The following is a 19,553-nucleotide window of genomic DNA, read 5'->3' on the forward strand; positions in this document are numbered from 1 at the left end:
ATGCCAGTCTTATGCGTATTGCGGGTTAGTTTTTTCAGTGTCGATATCGAACTTAGCAATTGCTTCAACAACTACTGATTTCTCGATGTCACCACGTTTAGCCAGTTCAGTTAGAGCTGCAACTACGATGTAGCCAGCGTTAACTTCGAAGTGACGACGTAGGTTTGCACGGCTGTCAGAGCGGCCGAAACCATCTGTACCAAGTACTTTGTAAGACTCAGTTGGCATGTACGCACGTACTTGCTCAGCGTAGTTCTTCATGTAGTCAGTCACTGCGATTGCAGGTTCCTTACCAAGAACAGTCGTGATGTACGGTACTTTCTCTTCAGCTTCTGGGTGAAGCATGTTGTCACGCTCTACCGCTTGGCCGTCACGAGTTAGTTCGTTGAACGACGTTACAGAGAATACGTCAGATGCTACGCCGTACTCTTCGCTTAGAATTTCAGCTGCTTTACGCGCTTCGTTCATGATAGTACCAGAGCTCATTAGTTGAACTTTGCCCTTAGCACCAGCGTGAGATTCAAGCTTGTAGATACCCTTACGGATGCCTTCTTCAGCGCCTTCTGGCATTGCTGGCATTGCGTAGTTCTCGTTCATTACTGTTAGGTAGTAGTAAACGTTCTCTTGCTCAGGACCGTACATGCGACGGATACCGTCTTGCATGATTACCGCTAGCTCGTAAGCAAACGTTGGGTCGTAAGAGATACAGTTCGGGATAGTGTTCGCTTGGATGTGCGAGTGACCATCTTCGTGCTGTAGACCTTCACCGTTCAGTGTTGTACGACCTGCAGTAGCACCTAGTAGGAAGCCACGAGCTTGTTGGTCGCCTGCTAGCCATGCCATGTCACCAATACGTTGGAAACCGAACATTGAGTAGTAGATGTAGAACGGAATCATCGGTAGATCGTTTGTGCTGTATGAAGTTGCAGCAGCAACCCATGAAGCCATAGAACCTAGTTCGTTGATACCTTCTTGAAGTACTTGACCAGACGTTGCTTCTTTGTAGTAAGAAACGATGCCTTTATCTTCAGGTGTGTATTCTTGACCGTGTGGGTTGTAGATACCAACCTGACGGAATAGACCTTCCATACCGAATGTACGAGCTTCATCACAGATGATAGGAACGATGTTCTTACCAATGTTCTTATCTTTAAGAAGGATGTTTAGCGTACGTACATAAGCCATAGTTGTAGAGATATCACGCTTCTGTTCACCTAGTAGAGGTGCGAATGCGTCTAGCTCAGGAACCTTGAATTCTTGAGTAAATTTAGGCAGACGTGCTGGCGTGTAACCTTGTAGGGCTTTACGACGAGCATGTAGGTATTCGTACTCAGCAGAACCTTCTTCTAGAGTCAGGTAAGGAAGCTCAGACACTTTCTCATCAGAAAGGATGTCTTGTAGGCCTAGACGGTCACGTAGGTATTGTACGTGAGTCATATCCATCTTCTTAACACCGTGAGCGATGTTCTTACCTTCTGCAGCTTCACCCATGCCGTAACCTTTAACTGTCTTAGCTAGGATTACTGTTGGCTTGCCACCTGTCTCTTTTGCATTGTTGAATGCAGCGAACAGTTTAGAAGAGTCGTGACCACCACGCTTCAGTTCGAAGATTTGGTCGTCAGTCATGTCTGCAACTAGTGCAGCTGTTTCTGGGTACTTACCAAAGAAGTGCTCACGTACGTATGCGCCATCTTTAGATTTGAATGTCTGGTAGTCACCATCGATAGTTTCGTTCATTAGTTGAAGAAGCTTACCAGTAGTGTCTTTAGCTAGTAGAGAATCCCAGTTGCTACCCCAGATAACTTTAACAACGTTCCAACCTGCACCTTTGAATAGGCCTTCAAGTTCTTGGATGATGCTACCGTTACCCATTACAGGGCCGTCTAGACGCTGTAGGTTACAGTTGATTAGGAAACATAGGTTGTCTAGCTTCTCACGCGCAGCGAAAGAGATAGCACCACGTGATTCTGGCTCATCCATCTCACCGTCACCTAGGAAAGCGTATACACGTTGAGCAGAAGTATCTTTAAGACCACGGCCGTCAAGGTACTTAAGGAAGCGCGCTTGGTAGATCGCAGAGATCGGACCTAGACCCATAGATACTGTAGGGAACTGCCAGAACTCAGGCATCAGTTTAGGGTGCGGGTAAGAAGGAATACCTTTACCATCAACTTCTTGACGGAAGTTATCTAGCTGCTCTTCAGTTAGACGACCTTCAACGAATGCACGAGAGTAGATACCTGGAGAGATGTGACCTTGGTAATAAACTAGATCGCCACCGTCAGTCTCGTTTGGAGCACGGAAGAAGTGGTTGAAACATACTTCGTAGAACGCTGCTGCTGACTGGTAAGAAGCCATGTGACCACCAAGGTCTAGGTCTTTCTTAGAAGCACGCAATACGATCATGATTGCGTTCCAGCGAATAATCGAACGAATACGACGCTCAAGAGTTACGTCACCAGGGTAAGCTGGCTCTTGTGCTGCTGGAATTGTGTTGATGTAGTTTGTGTTGATGCCTGTAGCCATATCAACACCATCTAAACGCGCTTTATCTAGAACTTGTTCTAGTAAAAACTGTGCACGTTCTACACCTTCTTCACGTACTACTGACTCAAGAGCTTCTAACCAATCTTGAGTTTCCAGAGCATCAACGTCATGCTTCATGTCAGACATGGCGATCTATCCTTTTTGTTAGTTGGATTCTACTAAACACGTAAAAAGCCGAAGTATTACGGCTATTTACCCTGTTGAATTCGACGTAAAGAACGTTCGCGACGCGATTCTTCTTTGGTCAAATCCATCAATGTTTCTTCGATGTAAGCTAAATGAGAGTGTGACATTTCACGTGCCTGTTCTGGCTGTCCTGAAACGATCGCATCTACAATGTTAGCTCGATGTATACTCACTTTCTCCACAACGTCTTTACGACGATGCAACAGCTTTAAATTTTCTAAGACGTTTTGTTCAAGTAACGGAGCCAAGCTACGAACTATGTGCAATAACACCACATTGTGCGCTGCCTCTGTTAAAGCAATAAGAAAAGCCATCACCGCTGCAGATTCGGCTTCAATATCACCCTTATCTTGCGCACCACGAATTTTCTCTTGGCATGCTTGAATTCGAGCAAAGTCTTCATCAGTGCCACGCAATGCCGCGAAGTAAGCCGAAATCCCTTCCATCGCATGACGCGATTCCAACAAGTCTAGTTGGGTTTCAGAATGGGAGGACAACAAATTAAGCAAAGGATCTGAAAAGCTTTTCCAGATATTTTCACTAACAAACGTACCTCCACCTTGACGGCGAGTAAGCAGGCGTTTTGCTTCTAAACGTTGTATCGCTTCTCGGATTGAAGGACGAGACACATCGAACTGTTTCGCCAGTTCACGCTCAGGCGGCAGCTGCTGTCCTGGAGCCAGTGTTCCTTCCACTATCAACCTTTCTAACTCTTGCTCGATAACATCGGAGAGTTTTGGCTGACGAATCCTTTGATAAGCCATAGTTTGTTGTTCTTCTTTTTCTTCGCTGACAATTGGTAATACCAATTTTAAGTTGGGCAGAAATTAACATAATTAAAACGCCACTGTCCAGTGTAAAATTGACCTGCATCATAGAACGCAGTGTGAATTAACCATGATTTAACAAATGAAATTTAAAACAGCAACCAAATTGGTCTTACCATTTACAGGGGTAATACTTTTGGGGAGGTTTCGTGCTAGAAAGTTTCAGGATAAAAATGAATTGTTTCAGAAAGATTAGTGCCACTTGTTTAAAAATCGAACCAAGCGCACATTTAGGGTGGAATTTCTGTTCATAAACTTTAATAAATGGGTGTTTGATAAGCTCGTCACACTCTCAATTTATTGATGCTCTTCTCTCCACCACTTTCTTTACATCGCAACAACAAAAATTCACAAGTCATTATGCCAGGCGTTGACTATTCAACGCCCAACAGCGGTAAGGTCATAACCAAAAACTAAGACTTAAGCTTTTAGCTTTCCTTTAAACTTCTTCCAATCGAACACCAAGCCAGGGTCAGTTTTACGCAGAGGCGCTATATATTGATGACCAGTGATGCGTTCGGTGGTGATTTGAGGAAAAGTGGATACAATCGTTTCTGTTAATTGGGCAAGCGCTTGATACTGCTGCTCGCTATACGCCACAAAGTCACTGCCTTCCAGTTCAATACCAATCGAATAATCATTACACCTGTCACGCCCTGCAAAGCTCGAATGGCCGGCATGCCAAGCTCGGTCTAAGAACGAAACGAACTGCACCACTTCGCCATCACGACGAATCAAGCAGTGCGCCGATACGCCCATTTGGTGAATCACCTTAAAAAATGGGTGTTCCGACGGGTCTAGCTTGCCTGTAAAAAACTGTTCGATGTAAGGCCCACCAAATTGACCCGGAGGCAAACTAATGTTGTGGACCACCAGCAGAGAGATATCCTCGACACTAGGTCTAGCATCAAAATACGGGGAAGGAACATGCCGAGCGTTGTCGTACCATCCGTTGGAGCTGATCGTCATCTTGGTCTCACTTTCTTTTCTGCTAGCACAATAAGATGTGACCTTGCCCATAGAGCAGTCGCGCTAGCCTCTTTAATTTGAAGTTAAGCAAGAGTATCATTCCATTCCCACTCCCTTTCAAGATTAGATTTGCGATGAAAAACACACATAACAGCCACCAACGCCTTGACTACTTAAAAGAGCAACTGCCTCTAGAGATCACTCGTGCAGTCGCTGAGACCATCAAAGAAGATCTAGGTGGAACATTAGATCCAGCGGCTGATATTACGGCAAGTCTAATCCCTGCAGACGCAATCAACAGCGCAACCATCATTACTCGCGAGCACGGCGTGTTCTGTGGTAAAGCGTGGGCTGATGAAGTGTTTAAGCAACTGGGCGGTGAAGTGACTATCGAGTGGAATGTAGAAGATGGCGACAAAGTTGAACCAAACCAAACGCTTTGCACGCTAACAGGCCCAGCACGCGCGCTATTAACGGGTGAGCGTAACGCAATGAACTTCATTCAAACGCTATCTGGCTGTGCGACGACTACGGCTATCTACGCAGACAAAATCAAACATACAGAGTGCCGCCTGTTAGATACTCGTAAAACGATTCCTGGCCTGCGCAGCGCACTAAAATACGCAGTCGCTTGTGGCGGTGGCTTCAACCACCGTATCGGTGTTTTCGACGCTTACCTAATCAAAGAAAACCACATCATCGCGTGTGGTGGCATTGAGAAAGCTATCTCTACAGCAAAAGAGCTAAACCCAGGTAAACCAGTAGAAGTTGAAACCGAAAGCCTAGAAGAGCTAGAGCAAGCGATCAGCGCTGGCGCAGACATCATCATGCTAGACAACTTCACTACCGACATGATGCGTGAAGCCGTTAAAATCAACGCTGGCCGTGCTGCACTAGAAAACTCTGGTAACGTGACGCTAGACACTATCGCTGAGTTCGCTGAAACGGGTGTTGATTACATCTCGGTAGGCGCATTGACCAAGCACCTAAAAGCAATGGATCTATCAATGAGATTCAAAGCGTAATTGACTGAATAATAGATAATTTCTGTAAGGGCACTGTTGATAGCAGTGCCTTTTTTATTGCCTTAATTATCAGTATTTCAAACCGTTATTTAAGTTGATCGCATAAATTTGCGTGCTATATGCAACAGCTATTCAATAAATTCAAAACCACTCGCGACCGCACCTGAACACCATTCCACTTCCCCACCTCGACTTCTATTCTCTCTACCATCTTGTGCTTGCACTGAAACAAACTAAAGAATGGAATTAGACAATGAATAACAAGAACAAAAGAACGAATCAGAAAGGTTTTACCTTAATTGAATTGATGATTGTCGTGGCGATTATTGGTGCTTTATCAGCTATAGCTGTGCCTGCATATAAAAACTATGTAGCGAAAAGCCAAGCATCCTCTGCGTTAGCAACATTAAAAGCGCTAATTACACCTGCTGAATTATTAATTCAAGAAGAAGGCAGTATTAGTGGTGGTGTAAGTGCGTTAGGTGTTTCAGCAGGATCAAACACGTTAGGGACAATCTCAGCCTCAGGAACGACTATTTCATTTTCATTTGTGGACGGTAGCCTTGATGGTGACAGCATGACAATGACAAGAAATGCAGATACTGGTTGGTCATGCTCACTATCAGCCTCAAGCGCGATTCCTTCAATAGAAGGTTGTAACTAATTTGAGGCTAACCAACCTCCCTACAGTTCTCCGTCAGGCTGACTTACTTAGCCTGACTCAAGAACAAGCCGTGGCGGAACATGTGCAAGCTTCAGGTATTTCAACACCTGAAGCTTTACTCATTCTTGATCTCTTCACAGGCGACTCCTTAGCAAACAATATACAAACCATCTTCGGCTTACCCTTAGTACAACTTAGCAACACAGATTATGAAGCTTTGTGTGATCAACTAGGGCTACGTGAACTGATTACCAAGTATCGTGCTATCCCGATTTCAGTATCTAGCTCTACTCTCACACTCGCCTCAGCCGACCCGACCGATTTACAAGCGGAAGATGATTTCCGATTTGCGACGGGATTGCAGATAGAACTCGTTGTCGCTAACTATTCTGAATTAGAAGGCGCAATACGAAAGTTGTATGGCCGCTCTATTTCCGGGCAAGATTCGAAACGCAAAGAGATCACTCAAGATGAACTCGCCAATCTTGTTGAAGTCTCTGACGACGAGATAGCGTCGATTGAAGACCTCAGCCAGGACGACTCCCCCGTTAGCCGTTTTATCAATCAGATATTGGTTGATGCGGTACGTAAGGGCGCTTCTGATATCCACTTCGAACCTTATGAAGAGCACTACCGAGTACGACTGCGTTGTGATGGTATCCTTGTTGAAATACAGCAACCCGCCTCTCACTTAAGTCGTCGTCTATCAGCTCGCTTAAAGATCCTCGCCAAGCTTGATATCGCTGAACGTCGCTTGCCTCAAGATGGTCGTATTAAGTTACGCTTAAACGACGATCTCGCGATTGATATGCGGGTATCAACATTGCCGACCTTATGGGGTGAGAAAATTGTACTGAGGCTACTCGATAGCAGCGCAGCTAATCTCGATATCGATAAGCTCGGTTACAGCGACGATCAAAAAGCACTCTATCTCAATGCCCTGAAACGCCCACAAGGGATGATCTTAATGACAGGGCCAACTGGCAGCGGAAAAACCGTGTCGCTTTATACTGGGCTTCGAGTACTGAACACCACAGAACGCAATATTTCAACAGCTGAAGACCCTGTTGAAATTAACCTATGTGGTATCAATCAGGTACAAGTGACACCTAAGATCGGCTTTGGGTTTGCTGAGGCGCTGCGATCATTTTTACGACAAGATCCTGATGTGGTGATGGTGGGAGAGATCCGCGACTTGGAAACGGCAGAGATCGCGATCAAAGCATCGCAAACCGGTCACTTGGTCCTTTCAACGCTGCACACGAATTCCGCCGCAGAAACCGTCACTCGACTCGCTCATATGGGGATAGAACCCTTTAACCTCGCTTCATCACTGAGTTTGATTATCGCCCAACGACTGGCAAGACGATTGTGCAACCATTGCAAAGAAGATGACAACTCACCGGACATATTTCTGCGTCACTCGATTCCTAACAACCAAACCATCTACAAAGCTAATCCCCAAGGGTGTAATGAGTGTAATCAAGGTTATTCGGGGCGAGTGGGTATCTATGAAGTCATGCCTTTTAGCGATCAGCTGAAAAATAGCCTGATAGACAAGCCTAACGCGTTAGCCATTGAAAACTTGGCTCGCCGAGAAGGCATGAGAACTCTGCAAGAGTCGGGGCTAGATAAATTGCTTGAAGGCACCACCAGCTATCAAGAACTGCAACGTGTTCTGTACCTATAAACTAATGGATCACCAATGAGTAGCAAGTCCAAACAATCACAACTAAAAAGCTATCACTGGAAAGGTATTAATAGTTCCGGCAAGAAAGTGTCTGGGCAGACCTTAGCGCTCACCGAATTGGAAGTACGAGAAAAGCTCAAAGAGCAGCACATTCAGATTAAGAAAATCAAAAAGAAAAGTATTTCAGCCGTCACTCGTTTAACCCATAGAGTCAAAGCCAAAGACATCACTATTTTGACTAGGCAGCTAGCGACCATGCTGGCTACGGGGGTGCCTATCGTGCAAGCCATCAAGTTGGTATCAGACAACCACCGTAAAGCTGAAATGAAATCGATTTTATCGCACATCTGCAAAGGCGTAGAAGCCGGAACGCCAATCTCAAAAGCGATGCGAACCGCAAGCCGTCACTTTGATGACCTCTATACTGACTTGGTCGCGACAGGCGAACTTTCTGGCAATCTCGCACAAGTGTTCGAGCGCTTAGCGACCTATAGAGAAAAGAGTGAGCAATTAAAATCCAAAGTCGTCAAAGCACTGATTTACCCTGCCATGGTGGTCACCGTTGCACTGACTGTTTCTTATCTAATGCTGACCATGGTGATTCCGGAGTTTGAATCGATGTTTTCAGGCTTTGGTGCCGACCTGCCTTGGTTTACTCAAAAAGTACTCTACCTTTCCCATTGGATGCAGGCTTACAGTTTTTATACGGCTGTAGGCATCGGGCTTGTTGTCCTGATTATTTACCAACTGTGTCAACGTTCCCACTCGATCAGACTGTCTGTCAGTCGGCTAGGATTACGTTTCCCTGTTCTTGGTGGCGTATTAGCCAAAGCCTCTATTGCGAAATTTAGCCGAACCTTATCAACAAGCTTTAGTTCTGGCATTCCGATTTTAATGAGCCTAAAAACCACAGCCAAAACCGCAGGCAACCTGCATTATGAGTCGGCCATCATTGAAGTTCACCGAGAAACGGCTGCAGGCATGCCGATGTATATCGCAATGCGCAATACCAATGCCTTCCCCGAAATGGTGTTACAGATGGTGATGATTGGCGAAGAGTCTGGCAACCTTGATGATATGCTCAATAAAGTAGCCTCGATTTACGAGTTTGAAGTAGACAACACCGTCGACAATTTAGGCAAGATTCTAGAGCCACTGATCATCGTGTTTTTAGGCACCGTTGTTGGTGGACTTGTGGTTGCGATGTACTTACCGATCTTTAATCTTATGAGTGTGTTAGGATAGTTAAAAGCAACTAAACACCCATGAGCAGTAATCTCTGCTCACCTTGATTAAGTGGTAAAGGACACTATGGAAGTATTTCACTACTATCCTTGGCTATTCCCCGTATTAGCTTTCATTTTTAGCCTTCTTATCGGCAGCTTCCTCAACGTAGTCATACACCGTTTACCGATAATGATGGAACGAGAGTGGCAACAAGAGTGCTCGGAATATTTCTCTCAATATAAAATTCCAGCACCAGAAGGAAAGTTTAATCTCAGCATTCCTCGTTCAACCTGCCCGAAATGCAAAACCCAATTAAGAATCGTCGACAATATTCCAGTCTTAAGCTGGTTGTTCTTAAAGGGGAAGTGCCACAGCTGTGCGAATCCAATCAGTGCTCGCTACCCTTTGGTCGAACTGCTTACCGCAATACTTTGCACAATGGTTGCTAGCCACTTTGGTTTCAGTTACTACGCCATTACTTTGATTTTTTTCACCTTCGCACTGATTACCGCGACCTTTATCGATCTCGATACTATGTTGTTGCCTGATCAAATCACCTTGCCTTTGGTTTGGTCTGGTATCACTTTAGCACTGTTTAATATCAGCCCTGTATCACTTCAAGACTCAGTTGTAGGGGCAATGGCTGGCTACCTAGCGCTGTGGTCTGTTTATTGGTTGTTCAAACTACTGACAGGCAAAGAAGGTATGGGTTACGGTGACTTCAAACTCCTGGCTGCGCTTGGCGCATGGCTTGGTTGGCAGCACCTACCGATGATCATCCTTTTATCTTCGCTTGTTGGACTTGTGTTTGGTTTGATTCAACTTCGCTTGAAACAGCAAGGCATAGATAAAGCCTTTCCATTTGGCCCCTACCTTGCGATTGCGGGTTGGGTAAGCTTGATGTGGGGTAACGACATCATGGGTTGGTATTTCACTTCTGTACTAGGAATTTAACCATGGCAATCATTATCGGATTAAGCGGTGGTATCGCCAGTGGCAAAACCACCGTCGCTAACCTGTTCAATGAGCATTTTAACATTGATATTGTTGATGCTGATATCGTGGCACGTGAAGTGGTCGCACTGGGCAGTGATGGTTTAAAACAGATTACAGAACACTTTGGTGAGTCTATCTTGCTTGAAGATGGAACACTCAACCGAAGTAGGTTGCGTGAGCTGATCTTCTCGAATCCAAAAGAGAAGCAATGGCTCAATGATCTTCTTCATCCCATGATCCGTGAGAAAATTGACAGTGACCTGTCTAAAATCACATCCCCGTATGGTTTATTAGTCGCACCGCTATTGGTTGAAAACCAAATGCAAGGCATGACCGATCGCGTATTAATCGTTGATGTGCCAGCAGAAGTGCAAATAGAACGAACGATGAGTCGTGATAATGTTTCTAGGGAACAAGTTGCATCAATTTTAAAATCACAGGCTTCAAGAGAACAACGCTTAGCAGTTGCAGATGACGTGATTAAAAACCATACTAAAAACCAAGAACTTTTGCCTCAAATCACAGATTTACATCAAAAGTATCTGGCAATCAGTGCTGTAGATGGGTCAGAATAGAACAATGTTGAATGAAGGTTTGCTCGATGATCACCCATAAATTTGAACATCCGCTAAATGAGAAAACACGCATCTACTTAAGAGTTGAATCACTCTTGAGGCAGCTACACTTGTCTTCTACATTTTCCGATGCTCAACAGTATCAACTCTTTTTCCGTTCCATCTTTGATCTGATTGAAATCTTCGAACAGATCCAACTCAAGAGCGAACTCGCAAAAGATATTGAGAAACAACGTGTAACCTACAAAAGTTGGTTGGATGTTGAAGGTGTCGATCAAGAGATGCTGACATCACTGCTTAATGACATTGGTAATATCTATCGTGATCTGATGCAGGCAGAGCGTTTTGGCCAGTCACTTAAAGAAGACCGCTTCCTGAGTGCGATTCGCCAACGCTTTAATCTTCCAGGTGGCTCATGCTGCTTTGATTTACCGGCACTGCATTATTGGCTGCACCTTCCTCTCGATAAGAGAATGAGAGATGCTAAAGCTTGGATGGATAGCTTACAACCTCTGTATGAAGCGCTAACACTGTGGTTGAAGCTCACCAGAGAGACTGGCCACTTTAAAGAGCAAATCGCTCGTGCTGGCTTCTTCCAGAGCGATGCCGATGAAGCGAATATCCTTCGCCTTTCTATTCCAATGCAATACGGTGCCTACCCGATGATCTCGGGTCACAAAAACCGTTTTGCTGTTAAGTTCATGAGCTTTGAAACTGGGCAAGCCTGTACTCAAGACATCGAATTTGAATTGGCGATCTGCACCTAATTAATTTCCTTTTATAGTTTGGCTTGAGTCCTCACTCGAGCCTAAACTCTTTCTTACAATACCCTCTAATTAAGAATCACTATGTCGAACAAAATCACCATCGTTAAATGCCCTCAATGTAATACTGACGTTGAATGGGGTGAACAAAGCCCGCACCGCCCGTTTTGCAGCAAGCAATGTCAGATGATTGATTTCGGTGAATGGGCAGATGAAGAGAACAGCATCGCTGGCGCGCCTGATATGTCGGATAGCGATGGTTGGTCGGAAGATCCGTACTAGCCGAGTAGCGAGTAGCGAGTAGCGAGTAGCGAGTAGCGAGTAGCGAGTAGCGAGTAAATTTTGAAGGGTTGGCGTTTAACGTCAATCCTTTTTTATTACCTATAACACGGCGCTAGTCGAGATTCCCTACTCCTTCCTTCGTCAGTCTAGGGAATGACAGCTCTGGTTGATTCACAAACTCCCTCAGCGGTTCGACAGCCTATCAAGGCTTGTCATTCGTCATCCTCAAGAGTGAGTGAGGAACGAACGAGTTGGGAATCTAATGACTTCGAACTAAATCATATACCTAGCTCTGGGGCAGATTTCCGACGGTATGCTTACGCATAACACTCTTCTCTATTCTCGATATCCTCCCCAAGAGCGAGGGACGAGCGGGTTGAGGATCTCTGACCTGCGAAGCTCTAAATAGCAGGCACAAAAAAGCGGAGCCAAGTGGCTCCGCTTTTATCGATAGAATGCAAAAAGAATTACTTCTTAGTAAGCTTCTCTTTAATACGAGCTGACTTACCAGAACGCTCACGTAGGTAGTACAACTTGGCACGACGTACTGCACCACGGCGTTTAACTTCGATGCTATCAACCATTGGAGAGTGAGTTTGGAACGCACGCTCTACGCCTTCACCGTTCGAGATCTTACGAACTGTGAATGCAGAGTGTAGACCACGGTTACGAATAGCGATTACAACGCCTTCGAAAGCCTGTAGACGCTCACGGTCACCTTCTTTTACCTTAACCTGAACTACAACAGTGTCACCTGGTGCGAATTTAGGAAGGTCTGATTTTAGTTGCTCTTCTTCAAGAGCCTTGATGATGTTGCTCATTTGTATAAATTCCTAGAATAAACTGATACTAAATTTAATAGGTTACTGCTTGCTTTTCGTTAAGAGCGTTGCTCTTTAATGAATTCAGCCAGTAATTGTTCCTGTTCGTCAGTCAGAGCTAGGTTTTCCAGGAGTTCTGGTCTTCTTAGCCAAGTTCGGCCCAACGATTGTTTTAATCGCCAGCGACGAATGTCCTTATGGTTTCCAGACTTGAGTACCGATGGCACATCTTTATCGTCTAGCACCTCAGAGCGCGTATAATGAGGACAATCTAGCAAACCATTTGCAAAAGAATCTTCTTCTGCTGAAGCGAAATCTCCAAGTACACCCGGAACAAACCGAGATACTGAATCAATCAGCGTCATGGCTGGCAGTTCGCCACCCGTCATCACAAAATCTCCAATCGACCATTCTTCGTCAACTTCAGATTGAATGATGCGCTCATCTACCCCTTCGTAGCGACCACAAATAAGAAGTAAATTCTCGTTTGTTGCCAGCTCTTCAACACCTTTCTGGTCGAGTTTACGACCTTGAGGTGAAAGATAGATAACTTTCGTCTTTCCCGGTGCTGCTTGCTTGGCCGTTTTGATAGCGTCGCGCAAAGGCTGAACCATCATTAACATGCCAGGACCACCACCGTAAGGTCTGTCATCAACAGTGCGATGTTTATCATGAGTGAAATCACGAGGATTCCATGTCTCAATAGATAAAAGACCTTTTTTAACCGCTTGACCTGTTACTCCAAAATCAGTAACAGAACGGAACATTTCAGGAAAAAGGCTAATAATGCCAACCCACATGTGTTCTCTCGCTCTGTAATTTGGAGTTAGAATCCAGGATCCCAGTCAACTTCGATCCGGCGAGCTTCGCGATCAACTTTCTTGATCACTTGCTCTTCAAGGTACGGTACTAACCGTTCCTTTTGGCCAAAAGCATCTTTAAGATTTGCTTTAATTACTAGAACATCGTTCGAGCCAGTCTCTAATAGGTCAGTGACCTTACCAAGGTCGTAACCTTTAGTAGTAAAAACTTGCATACCGAACAATTCGCGCCAGTAGAATTCATCTTCTGACAATTCAGGTAACGAAGCAGGGTCAATAGCAATTTCAAAGTTAGTCATCAGTTGCGCGTCTTCACGAACATCTAATCCCGCTAGCTTACATACATAACCTTGGCCATGACGTTTCCAGCTCTCAACTTTGTACTCAACCCACTTACCCTTTTGGTTTAAATACCAAGGGCTGTAATCAAATATGCTTTCAGCATTGTCTGTGTAGGAGAACACTTTAAGCCAGCCACGAATACCATAGGTAGACCCAAGTTTACCCATGACAATTCTATTGTTTTGCTCGCTCATAGTTTCTTTACCCTTCATCGACATAAGCTATTTCTCTTTAAAAAAGAATTAAGCCGCTTTTTGAGCGTCTTTAACTAGCTTAGCTACACGATCAGATAGAGATGCGCCTTGACCAACCCAGTGGTTAACACGATCTAGGTCTAGACGTAGACCTTCTTCTTGACCTTGAGCAGTAGGGTTAAAGAAACCTACTTTCTCGATGAAACGGCCAGTTGCAGCGTTACGGCTATCCGCAACTACGATTTGATAAAATGGGCGCTTCTTTGCACCGTGACGTGCCAAACGAATGGTTACCATGTCGTCCTCTTTGCTTTCTTAATAAAATAATTAACCCCAAGTATAAGTAAATAGCTTGGGGTCTCGTGCCAAATTAAAGCCCCGGAATTTTACTCTTATTCCGGGGCAATGCAAGGGCTTTAGCTATTTTTTCACCAACATAGCTGCCGTACACTTTCTGTGACACGGCTAACACTATGAAAAGTAACGTAGCTAAAGCTTACATTTGTAGATTATCGACCAAACGGGTTAAAGCCACCACCCATTCCGCCCATACCTCCACCGCCGCCCATCATGCCTTGCATGTTGCGCATCATGCCTTTCATGCCACCTTTCTGCATTTTCTTCATCATCTTCTGCATTTGGGTGAACTGCTTAAGCATACGGTTTACATCTTGTACCTGTGTACCTGAACCAGCGGCAATACGCTTTTTACGTGAGCCTTTGATTAGGTCAGGGCGTTGACGCTCTTTCATGGTCATAGAGTTGATGATCGCTTCCATTTGCTTGAACATCTTGTCATCAACTTTATCTTTAACGTTATCTGGTAGCTGAGACATGCCTGGAAGCTTATCCATCATGCCCATCATGCCGCCCATGTTTTGCATCTGACCAAGTTGTTCACGGAAGTCTTCAAGGTCAAAGCCTTTCTTCTCTTTGAACTTCTTAGCCAGTTTCTCTGCTTTCTCGGTATCAACGTTTTTCTGTAGGTCTTCAATAAGAGACAGTACGTCGCCCATACCTAGGATACGAGAAGCAACACGATCTGGGTGGAACGGTTCTAGTGCGTCAGTCTTTTCACCAACACCTAAGAACTTAATCGGTTTGCCTGTGATATGACGAACAGACAGAGCAGCACCACCACGCGCATCACCATCAACTTTCGTCAAGATAACACCGGTTAGTGGTAGCGCATCGCCAAAGGCTTTTGCAGTATTCGCAGCATCTTGACCTGTCATTGCATCAACAACGAACAGTGTCTCTACGGGTTTAATTGCAGTATGAAGCTCTTTGATCTCGCCCATCATCTCTTCATCGATAGCCAAACGACCAGCAGTATCGACAAGTAGCACGTCGTAGAATTTCTTCTTCGCGTGGTCGATTGCAGCGTTTGCAATATCAAGAGGCTTTTGATCAGCTGAAGATGGGAAGAAGTCTACGCCAACATCGCTTGCTAATGTTTCAAGCTGTTTGATCGCCGCTGGACGGTAAACGTCGGCAGATACAACCAAGACTTTCTTCTTGTCACGCTCAGTTAGAAGCTTAGATAGCTTACCTACCGATGTGGTTTTACCCGCACCTTGTAGACCCGCCATTAAGATAACGGCTGGCGGCTGCGCTGCTAGGTTAAGAGCCTCGTTAGACTCACCCATCACCGCTTCAAGTTCAGCTTGAACGATCTTAATGAATTCTTGACCAGGCGTTAGAGATTTAGAAACCTCAACACCCACAGCGCCTTCTTTTACGCGCTTAACAAAATCGCGGACAACGGGCAGTGCAACGTCGGCTTCAAGTAGCGCCATACGCACTTCACGCAGCGTCTCTTTAATATTGTCTTCGGTCAGACGACCTTTACCGCTGATGTTCTTCAGCGTTTTGGATAGACGATCCGTTAAATTATCAAACATAGTTTTCTCTTCGCTCAAAACTGCGACTATTACTGTGAGTATACATTAGCGCGGATTAGAGTCATACCCGTTGTAGAGCGTTAATCATCCGTGCTTGTGATGTGAGACATTATTCACTTGGAATTGAATGAGGTTCGCCATAGCCCCAAAGAGCGATGCGAGGTATAATTCGCCAATTAGTAATCATTTAAATGGATACCATGGACAGTCTTATTGCGATCGCAGCAGCCTTTCTTTATACAATGGCGATTTCCACGATCATTCCAGGTCTCGTGCACCAAACAGGAATCCGTGTAAAAACGGTGTTTACCAGCGCATTACTTGCTCTAGCTTTCCATGCTTGGTTGCTTGGCGATTTAATTTTTAATGCCAGTGGTCAAAACCTCAGTATCTTGAACGTTGCTTCATTAATCAGTTTAATCATATCTGTGGTTATGAGCGGCGCTATGCTCAAAACTCGTTTGTGGTTTATCTTGCCCGTCGTTTATAGCTTCGCTGCACTGAACTTGATGGCTGCTACTTTTCTTCCAAGCACCTTCATAAAGCATCTAGAGAATGACCCTAAACTGCTCGTTCATATCTCTTTGGCTCTATTCTCATACGCGACACTGACTATCGGCGCGCTATACGCCCTGCAACTCGCGTGGCTAGATCACAAACTTAAAAAGAAAAAAGCGTTGGTGATCAACCCTAACCTACCTCCTTTAATGATGGTGGAGAGACAGCTTTTCAAGATCATTCTGATTGGTAATGGCTTATTAACGGGTACTTTGTTAACCGGCCTCATCTTCGTACAAGATATGTTTGCTCAAGGAAAAGCGCACAAGGCTGTGCTGTCTTTTATCGCTTGGGTTATCTACTCCATCCTTCTATGGGGTCACTATCAGAAAGGTTGGCGTGGACAAAAAGTCACGTGGTTCGCACTCGCGGGTGCCAGCATGCTCACATTAGCCTACTTCGGTAGTCGCTTCGTTCAGGAAATCATCCTGAACTAGTCTGTAAAATAAAGGCAAGGTCTCACATACCTTGCCTTTAAAATATTGAGTGCAATACATTCAATTGACATCTCGACCATGTTCGGTCATAAATTAATCAAGATACACAAATAGGAAAAGAATAGTTTTGGACGACATATCAACGGGTATCTTATTTGCGCTACTCGCGTGTCTCATTGTAATTTCTGGTTATTTCTCTGGTTCCGAAACGGGCATGATGTCCCTGAACCGCTACCGTTTAAAGCACTTGGCCAATACGGGTCATAAAGGTGCCAAACGTGTAGAAAAACTTCTGAACCGCCCAGACAGATTGATTGGCCTCATTCTTATCGGCAACAATCTCGTCAACATTCTTGCATCTGCGATCGCTACTATTCTTGGTATGCGCATCTACGGGGATATCGGTGTAGCTATCGCTACTGGTACCCTGACTCTCGTGATCCTCGTGTTCGCCGAGGTAACACCAAAAACCATCGCTTCTCTATTTCCTGAACGTGTCTCTTACGCGAGTAGTATCCTTTTGATGATACTGATGAAGGTGCTGTCACCATTGGTGATCTTGGTCAACTTCATTACTAACGGCTTCATTCGTATCTTAGGTGTCAAAGCCAGTCACGATGCGACCGACCACTTAAGCTCAGAAGAGCTTAGAACCGTGGTAAATGAAGCAGGTAGCCTAATCCCTCAGCGTCACCAAGATATGTTGGTGTCTATTCTAGATTTAGAGCACGTCACCGTGAACGACATCATGGTGCCACGTAATGAAATTACTGGTATTGACATCAATGACGACTGGAAATCTATCGTTCGCCAACTGACTCACTCGCCTCATGGCCGCGTGGTGCTGTACCGTGACCAAATAGATGAAGTGGTTGGCATGCTTAGGCTGCGTGAAGCTTACCGTCTGATGCTTGAAAAGAACGAATTCAATAAAGAGACCCTATTGCGTGCAGCGGATGAGATCTACTTTATTCCTGAAGCGACACCACTCAACATTCAACTACTTAAGTTTCAACGCAATAAGCAGCGTATCGGTTTGATTGTTGATGAATATGGCGATATCAACGGCTTGGTTACCTTGGAAGATATTCTGGAAGAGATCGTTGGTGAGTTTACCACCTCAATTGCGCCAAGTTTATCTGAAGAGATCACACCACAAAGTGATGGTAGCTTCTTAATTGAAGGCAGTGCCAATATCCGAGACATCAACAAAGGCTTACAGTGGGCACTGCCTACCGATGGCCCTAGAACGCTGAATGGTTTGATACTGGAACACCTTGAAGATATTCCAGAGAGTCACCTGAGTGTTCAGGTTGCCAGCCACCCAATGGAAATCGTTGAACTCGAAGAGAACCGCATCAAGCTGGTGCGTGTGTTCCCACAGATCGTGAACGGATAATTGATAAGTACTGTTCATTACCGTAAGAACGGCCAACTGAGTTATCACTAATACCTCACATAAACAAAAGGCCCGATTCATTGAATCGGGCCTTTTAACATCTAACTCACCACACTCAAGGTGAAAAGTGATTAGTCAATTTTAAGCTCTTGCAGCATAGACTCTGGCAGTGCCAGTTCATCATTCTTGTTTACAGAGATGCCTGCAGCGATGATCGCATTCGCGATCTCTTTCGCTTCATCCAAAGAGTGCATTGCTGCGGTACCACATTGGTATTCGTTCAGCTCAGGGATCTTATTCTGGCTCTCAACTTTCAATACGTCTTGCATCGCTGCCAACCAACCGTCAGCTACTTGTTGCTCTGTAGGCGTGCCAATCAGGCTCATGTAGAAACCAGTACGACAGCCCATCGGTGAAATATCGATGATCTCTACATCTGAACCGTTCAATTGATTACGCATGAAACCAGCGTATAGGTGCTCTAGAGTATGGATACCTTTCTCAGATAGGATGTCTTTGTTTGGCGCAGTAAAACGCAGGTCAAACACAGTGATGGTATCCCCTTTTGGGGTTTGCATTGTTTTAGCAACACGAACTGCTGGTGCGTTCATGCGTGTGTGATCAACAGTGAAACTATCTAATAAAGGCATTGCTCTTCTCCATGACGTCTGGCTTTAGAAAAACCAGCTTCGATTGTCTTCTAGTTCTTTGCGGCACTGTTTCAGCTGCCATCCATAATCTTTTGCTTGCTGTTCGACTTTGCGCGCCACCTTAATCAACGATGGCTTGCTGTTGTATGACTTACGCTTATAACCACCACGGCCTTCATGATAAGCTAGGTATTGGTTATACGGGTCCCACAGTGAGATGCCCAATTGACGACGCGTCTCGCTGGTATACCAACCGATGAACATCAATGCATCATCAAAGTTGGTTCTTGAGCCACCGTTATTGGTCGCCTTTTGGAAGTCTTCCCAAGCAGGATCTTGAGCTTGTGCATAACCGTAGGCACTGCTTACACGCCCCCACGGTATAAAGCCAAGAATGTAATCTTTAGGTGGGCGCGCATCATGACGATAGCTACTCTCTTGTTTCACAAAAGCCATCGCAACGTTAATCGGCGTGCCCCACTCTTCTTGCATATCCAAAGCATCTTCATACCATGAAGGGTGCTCTCGAAAGATGCTACACAAATTATCTTGTTGCTTTGGCGGTGGCGTTGCACATCCAACCAATAGGCTAGAGACAACACCAACAGTCACCACAGGTAACCATTTACTACTCACACGAGTAGGCTGACCTAATAAGGCTTGCTTCCTTTCCAC

The 19,553-nt window shown here is 45.0% G+C and carries 20 protein-coding genes; 10 read left to right on the plus strand and 10 right to left on the minus strand.

Annotation, left to right across the window (positions count from 1 at the left end):
* Positions 1-9 precede the first annotated feature (9 nt).
* From aceE to ampD, 3 genes are all read right to left on the minus strand, one after another.
* Positions 10-2,673: a pyruvate dehydrogenase (acetyl-transferring), homodimeric type gene (gene aceE / locus CWO13_RS12845; protein WP_017063244.1), complete on the minus strand. Its 2,664-nt coding sequence runs from the start codon at positions 2,671-2,673 to the stop codon at positions 10-12.
* A 62-nt stretch (positions 2,674-2,735) separates the two neighbouring features.
* On the minus strand, positions 2,736-3,497 hold the full coding sequence (gene pdhR, locus CWO13_RS12850; RefSeq protein WP_009847596.1) for a pyruvate dehydrogenase complex transcriptional repressor PdhR: 762 nt from the start codon (positions 3,495-3,497) through the stop codon (positions 2,736-2,738).
* Between the two features lie 483 nt (positions 3,498-3,980).
* Positions 3,981-4,580, minus strand: coding sequence for a 1,6-anhydro-N-acetylmuramyl-L-alanine amidase AmpD (ampD, locus tag CWO13_RS12860; protein WP_048664507.1), 600 nt, complete (start codon positions 4,578-4,580; stop codon positions 3,981-3,983).
* An 83-nt stretch (positions 4,581-4,663) separates the two neighbouring features.
* Here ampD and nadC point away from each other — a divergent pair, with 83 nt between their 5' ends.
* The 8 genes from nadC to yacG all read left to right on the plus strand — a co-directional run bounded on the left by nadC (position 4,664) and on the right by yacG (position 11,752).
* The gene (gene nadC / locus CWO13_RS12865) at positions 4,664-5,554 is read left to right on the plus strand and encodes a carboxylating nicotinate-nucleotide diphosphorylase (RefSeq protein ID WP_017065901.1); all 891 of its coding nucleotides are present in this window, start codon (positions 4,664-4,666) and stop codon (positions 5,552-5,554) included.
* 253 nt (positions 5,555-5,807) lie between these two features.
* The gene (locus tag CWO13_RS12870) at positions 5,808-6,218 is read left to right on the plus strand and encodes a pilin (protein ID WP_048659369.1); all 411 of its coding nucleotides are present in this window, start codon (positions 5,808-5,810) and stop codon (positions 6,216-6,218) included.
* 1 nt (position 6,219) lies between these two features.
* The gene (gene pilB, locus CWO13_RS12875; protein WP_108083045.1) at positions 6,220-7,908 is read left to right on the plus strand and encodes a type IV-A pilus assembly ATPase PilB; all 1,689 of its coding nucleotides are present in this window, start codon (positions 6,220-6,222) and stop codon (positions 7,906-7,908) included.
* 15 nt (positions 7,909-7,923) lie between these two features.
* Positions 7,924-9,153: a type II secretion system F family protein gene (locus CWO13_RS12880; RefSeq protein ID WP_102433041.1), complete on the plus strand. Its 1,230-nt coding sequence runs from the start codon at positions 7,924-7,926 to the stop codon at positions 9,151-9,153.
* A gap of 66 nt (positions 9,154-9,219) precedes the next feature.
* Positions 9,220-10,089, plus strand: coding sequence for a prepilin peptidase (locus CWO13_RS12885; protein WP_048659372.1), 870 nt, complete (start codon positions 9,220-9,222; stop codon positions 10,087-10,089).
* A 2-nt stretch (positions 10,090-10,091) separates the two neighbouring features.
* Complete coding sequence (gene coaE / locus CWO13_RS12890; protein ID WP_019823817.1) at positions 10,092-10,706, plus strand: dephospho-CoA kinase; 615 nt, start codon at positions 10,092-10,094, stop codon at positions 10,704-10,706.
* Between the two features lie 26 nt (positions 10,707-10,732).
* The gene (zapD, locus tag CWO13_RS12895; RefSeq protein WP_017063237.1) at positions 10,733-11,473 is read left to right on the plus strand and encodes a cell division protein ZapD; all 741 of its coding nucleotides are present in this window, start codon (positions 10,733-10,735) and stop codon (positions 11,471-11,473) included.
* An 81-nt stretch (positions 11,474-11,554) separates the two neighbouring features.
* Positions 11,555-11,752 (plus strand): DNA gyrase inhibitor YacG, encoded by a 198-nt coding sequence (gene yacG, locus CWO13_RS12900; RefSeq protein ID WP_017101236.1) that lies wholly within the window; start codon positions 11,555-11,557, stop codon positions 11,750-11,752.
* A 467-nt stretch (positions 11,753-12,219) separates the two neighbouring features.
* Here the strand turns inward: yacG and rplS are convergent, their stop codons facing one another.
* From rplS to ffh, 5 genes are all read right to left on the minus strand, one after another.
* On the minus strand, positions 12,220-12,573 hold the full coding sequence (gene rplS / locus CWO13_RS12905) for a 50S ribosomal protein L19 (RefSeq protein WP_004735514.1): 354 nt from the start codon (positions 12,571-12,573) through the stop codon (positions 12,220-12,222).
* Between the two features lie 59 nt (positions 12,574-12,632).
* Entirely contained in the window at positions 12,633-13,373 is a 741-nt protein-coding gene (gene trmD, locus CWO13_RS12910; RefSeq protein WP_107898714.1) for a tRNA (guanosine(37)-N1)-methyltransferase TrmD, read from the minus strand.
* A gap of 26 nt (positions 13,374-13,399) precedes the next feature.
* Positions 13,400-13,954 carry a ribosome maturation factor RimM gene (gene rimM / locus CWO13_RS12915; RefSeq protein ID WP_048615624.1) on the minus strand — a complete coding sequence of 185 codons (555 nt, stop codon included), beginning with the start codon at positions 13,952-13,954 and terminating at the stop codon, positions 13,400-13,402.
* Between the two features lie 24 nt (positions 13,955-13,978).
* Entirely contained in the window at positions 13,979-14,227 is a 249-nt protein-coding gene (gene rpsP / locus CWO13_RS12920) for a 30S ribosomal protein S16 (RefSeq protein ID WP_004410028.1), read from the minus strand.
* Between the two features lie 212 nt (positions 14,228-14,439).
* Positions 14,440-15,834: a signal recognition particle protein gene (gene ffh / locus CWO13_RS12925; protein ID WP_010435884.1), complete on the minus strand. Its 1,395-nt coding sequence runs from the start codon at positions 15,832-15,834 to the stop codon at positions 14,440-14,442.
* A 200-nt stretch (positions 15,835-16,034) separates the two neighbouring features.
* Here ffh and CWO13_RS12930 point away from each other — a divergent pair, with 200 nt between their 5' ends.
* Positions 16,035-16,829 carry a cytochrome C assembly family protein gene (locus CWO13_RS12930; protein ID WP_107898715.1) on the plus strand — a complete coding sequence of 265 codons (795 nt, stop codon included), beginning with the start codon at positions 16,035-16,037 and terminating at the stop codon, positions 16,827-16,829.
* Positions 16,830-16,956: 127 nt separating this feature from the next.
* Positions 16,957-18,228: an HlyC/CorC family transporter gene (locus tag CWO13_RS12935; RefSeq protein ID WP_019825852.1), complete on the plus strand. Its 1,272-nt coding sequence runs from the start codon at positions 16,957-16,959 to the stop codon at positions 18,226-18,228.
* Between the two features lie 131 nt (positions 18,229-18,359).
* On the opposite strand, the gene luxS is transcribed toward CWO13_RS12935, so the two are convergent.
* Positions 18,360-18,878 (minus strand): S-ribosylhomocysteine lyase, encoded by a 519-nt coding sequence (gene luxS / locus CWO13_RS12940; RefSeq protein WP_019825850.1) that lies wholly within the window; start codon positions 18,876-18,878, stop codon positions 18,360-18,362.
* Between the two features lie 24 nt (positions 18,879-18,902).
* On the minus strand, positions 18,903-19,553 hold the full coding sequence (locus CWO13_RS12945) for a transglycosylase SLT domain-containing protein (protein ID WP_017629422.1): 651 nt from the start codon (positions 19,551-19,553) through the stop codon (positions 18,903-18,905).

The organism is Vibrio sp. ZF 223, from assembly GCF_003050585.1.
GTDB classification, from domain to species: domain Bacteria; phylum Pseudomonadota; class Gammaproteobacteria; order Enterobacterales; family Vibrionaceae; genus Vibrio; species Vibrio crassostreae.

Bases quoted from the DNA above. Each gene is read 5' to 3' on its own strand.
- ampD (WP_048664507.1), bottom strand. From the start codon at position 4,580: ATGGGCAAGGTCACATCTTATTGTGCTAGCAGAAAAGAAAGTGAGACC.
- trmD (WP_107898714.1), bottom strand. From the start codon at position 13,373: ATGTGGGTTGGCATTATTAGCCTTTTTCCTGAAATGTTCCGTTCTGTT.
- CWO13_RS12885 (WP_048659372.1), top strand. From the start codon at position 9,220: ATGGAAGTATTTCACTACTATCCTTGGCTATTCCCCGTATTAGCTTTC.
- rimM (WP_048615624.1), bottom strand. From the start codon at position 13,954: ATGTCGATGAAGGGTAAAGAAACTATGAGCGAGCAAAACAATAGAATT.
- aceE (WP_017063244.1), bottom strand. From the start codon at position 2,673: ATGTCTGACATGAAGCATGACGTTGATGCTCTGGAAACTCAAGATTGG.
- luxS (WP_019825850.1), bottom strand. From the start codon at position 18,878: ATGCCTTTATTAGATAGTTTCACTGTTGATCACACACGCATGAACGCA.
- pdhR (WP_009847596.1), bottom strand. From the start codon at position 3,497: ATGGCTTATCAAAGGATTCGTCAGCCAAAACTCTCCGATGTTATCGAG.
- rpsP (WP_004410028.1), bottom strand. From the start codon at position 14,227: ATGGTAACCATTCGTTTGGCACGTCACGGTGCAAAGAAGCGCCCATTT.
- CWO13_RS12880 (WP_102433041.1), top strand. From the start codon at position 7,924: ATGAGTAGCAAGTCCAAACAATCACAACTAAAAAGCTATCACTGGAAA.
- coaE (WP_019823817.1), top strand. From the start codon at position 10,092: ATGGCAATCATTATCGGATTAAGCGGTGGTATCGCCAGTGGCAAAACC.
- zapD (WP_017063237.1), top strand. From the start codon at position 10,733: ATGATCACCCATAAATTTGAACATCCGCTAAATGAGAAAACACGCATC.
- ffh (WP_010435884.1), bottom strand. From the start codon at position 15,834: ATGTTTGATAATTTAACGGATCGTCTATCCAAAACGCTGAAGAACATC.
- rplS (WP_004735514.1), bottom strand. From the start codon at position 12,573: ATGAGCAACATCATCAAGGCTCTTGAAGAAGAGCAACTAAAATCAGAC.
- CWO13_RS12870 (WP_048659369.1), top strand. From the start codon at position 5,808: ATGAATAACAAGAACAAAAGAACGAATCAGAAAGGTTTTACCTTAATT.
- yacG (WP_017101236.1), top strand. From the start codon at position 11,555: ATGTCGAACAAAATCACCATCGTTAAATGCCCTCAATGTAATACTGAC.
- nadC (WP_017065901.1), top strand. From the start codon at position 4,664: ATGAAAAACACACATAACAGCCACCAACGCCTTGACTACTTAAAAGAG.
- CWO13_RS12930 (WP_107898715.1), top strand. From the start codon at position 16,035: ATGGACAGTCTTATTGCGATCGCAGCAGCCTTTCTTTATACAATGGCG.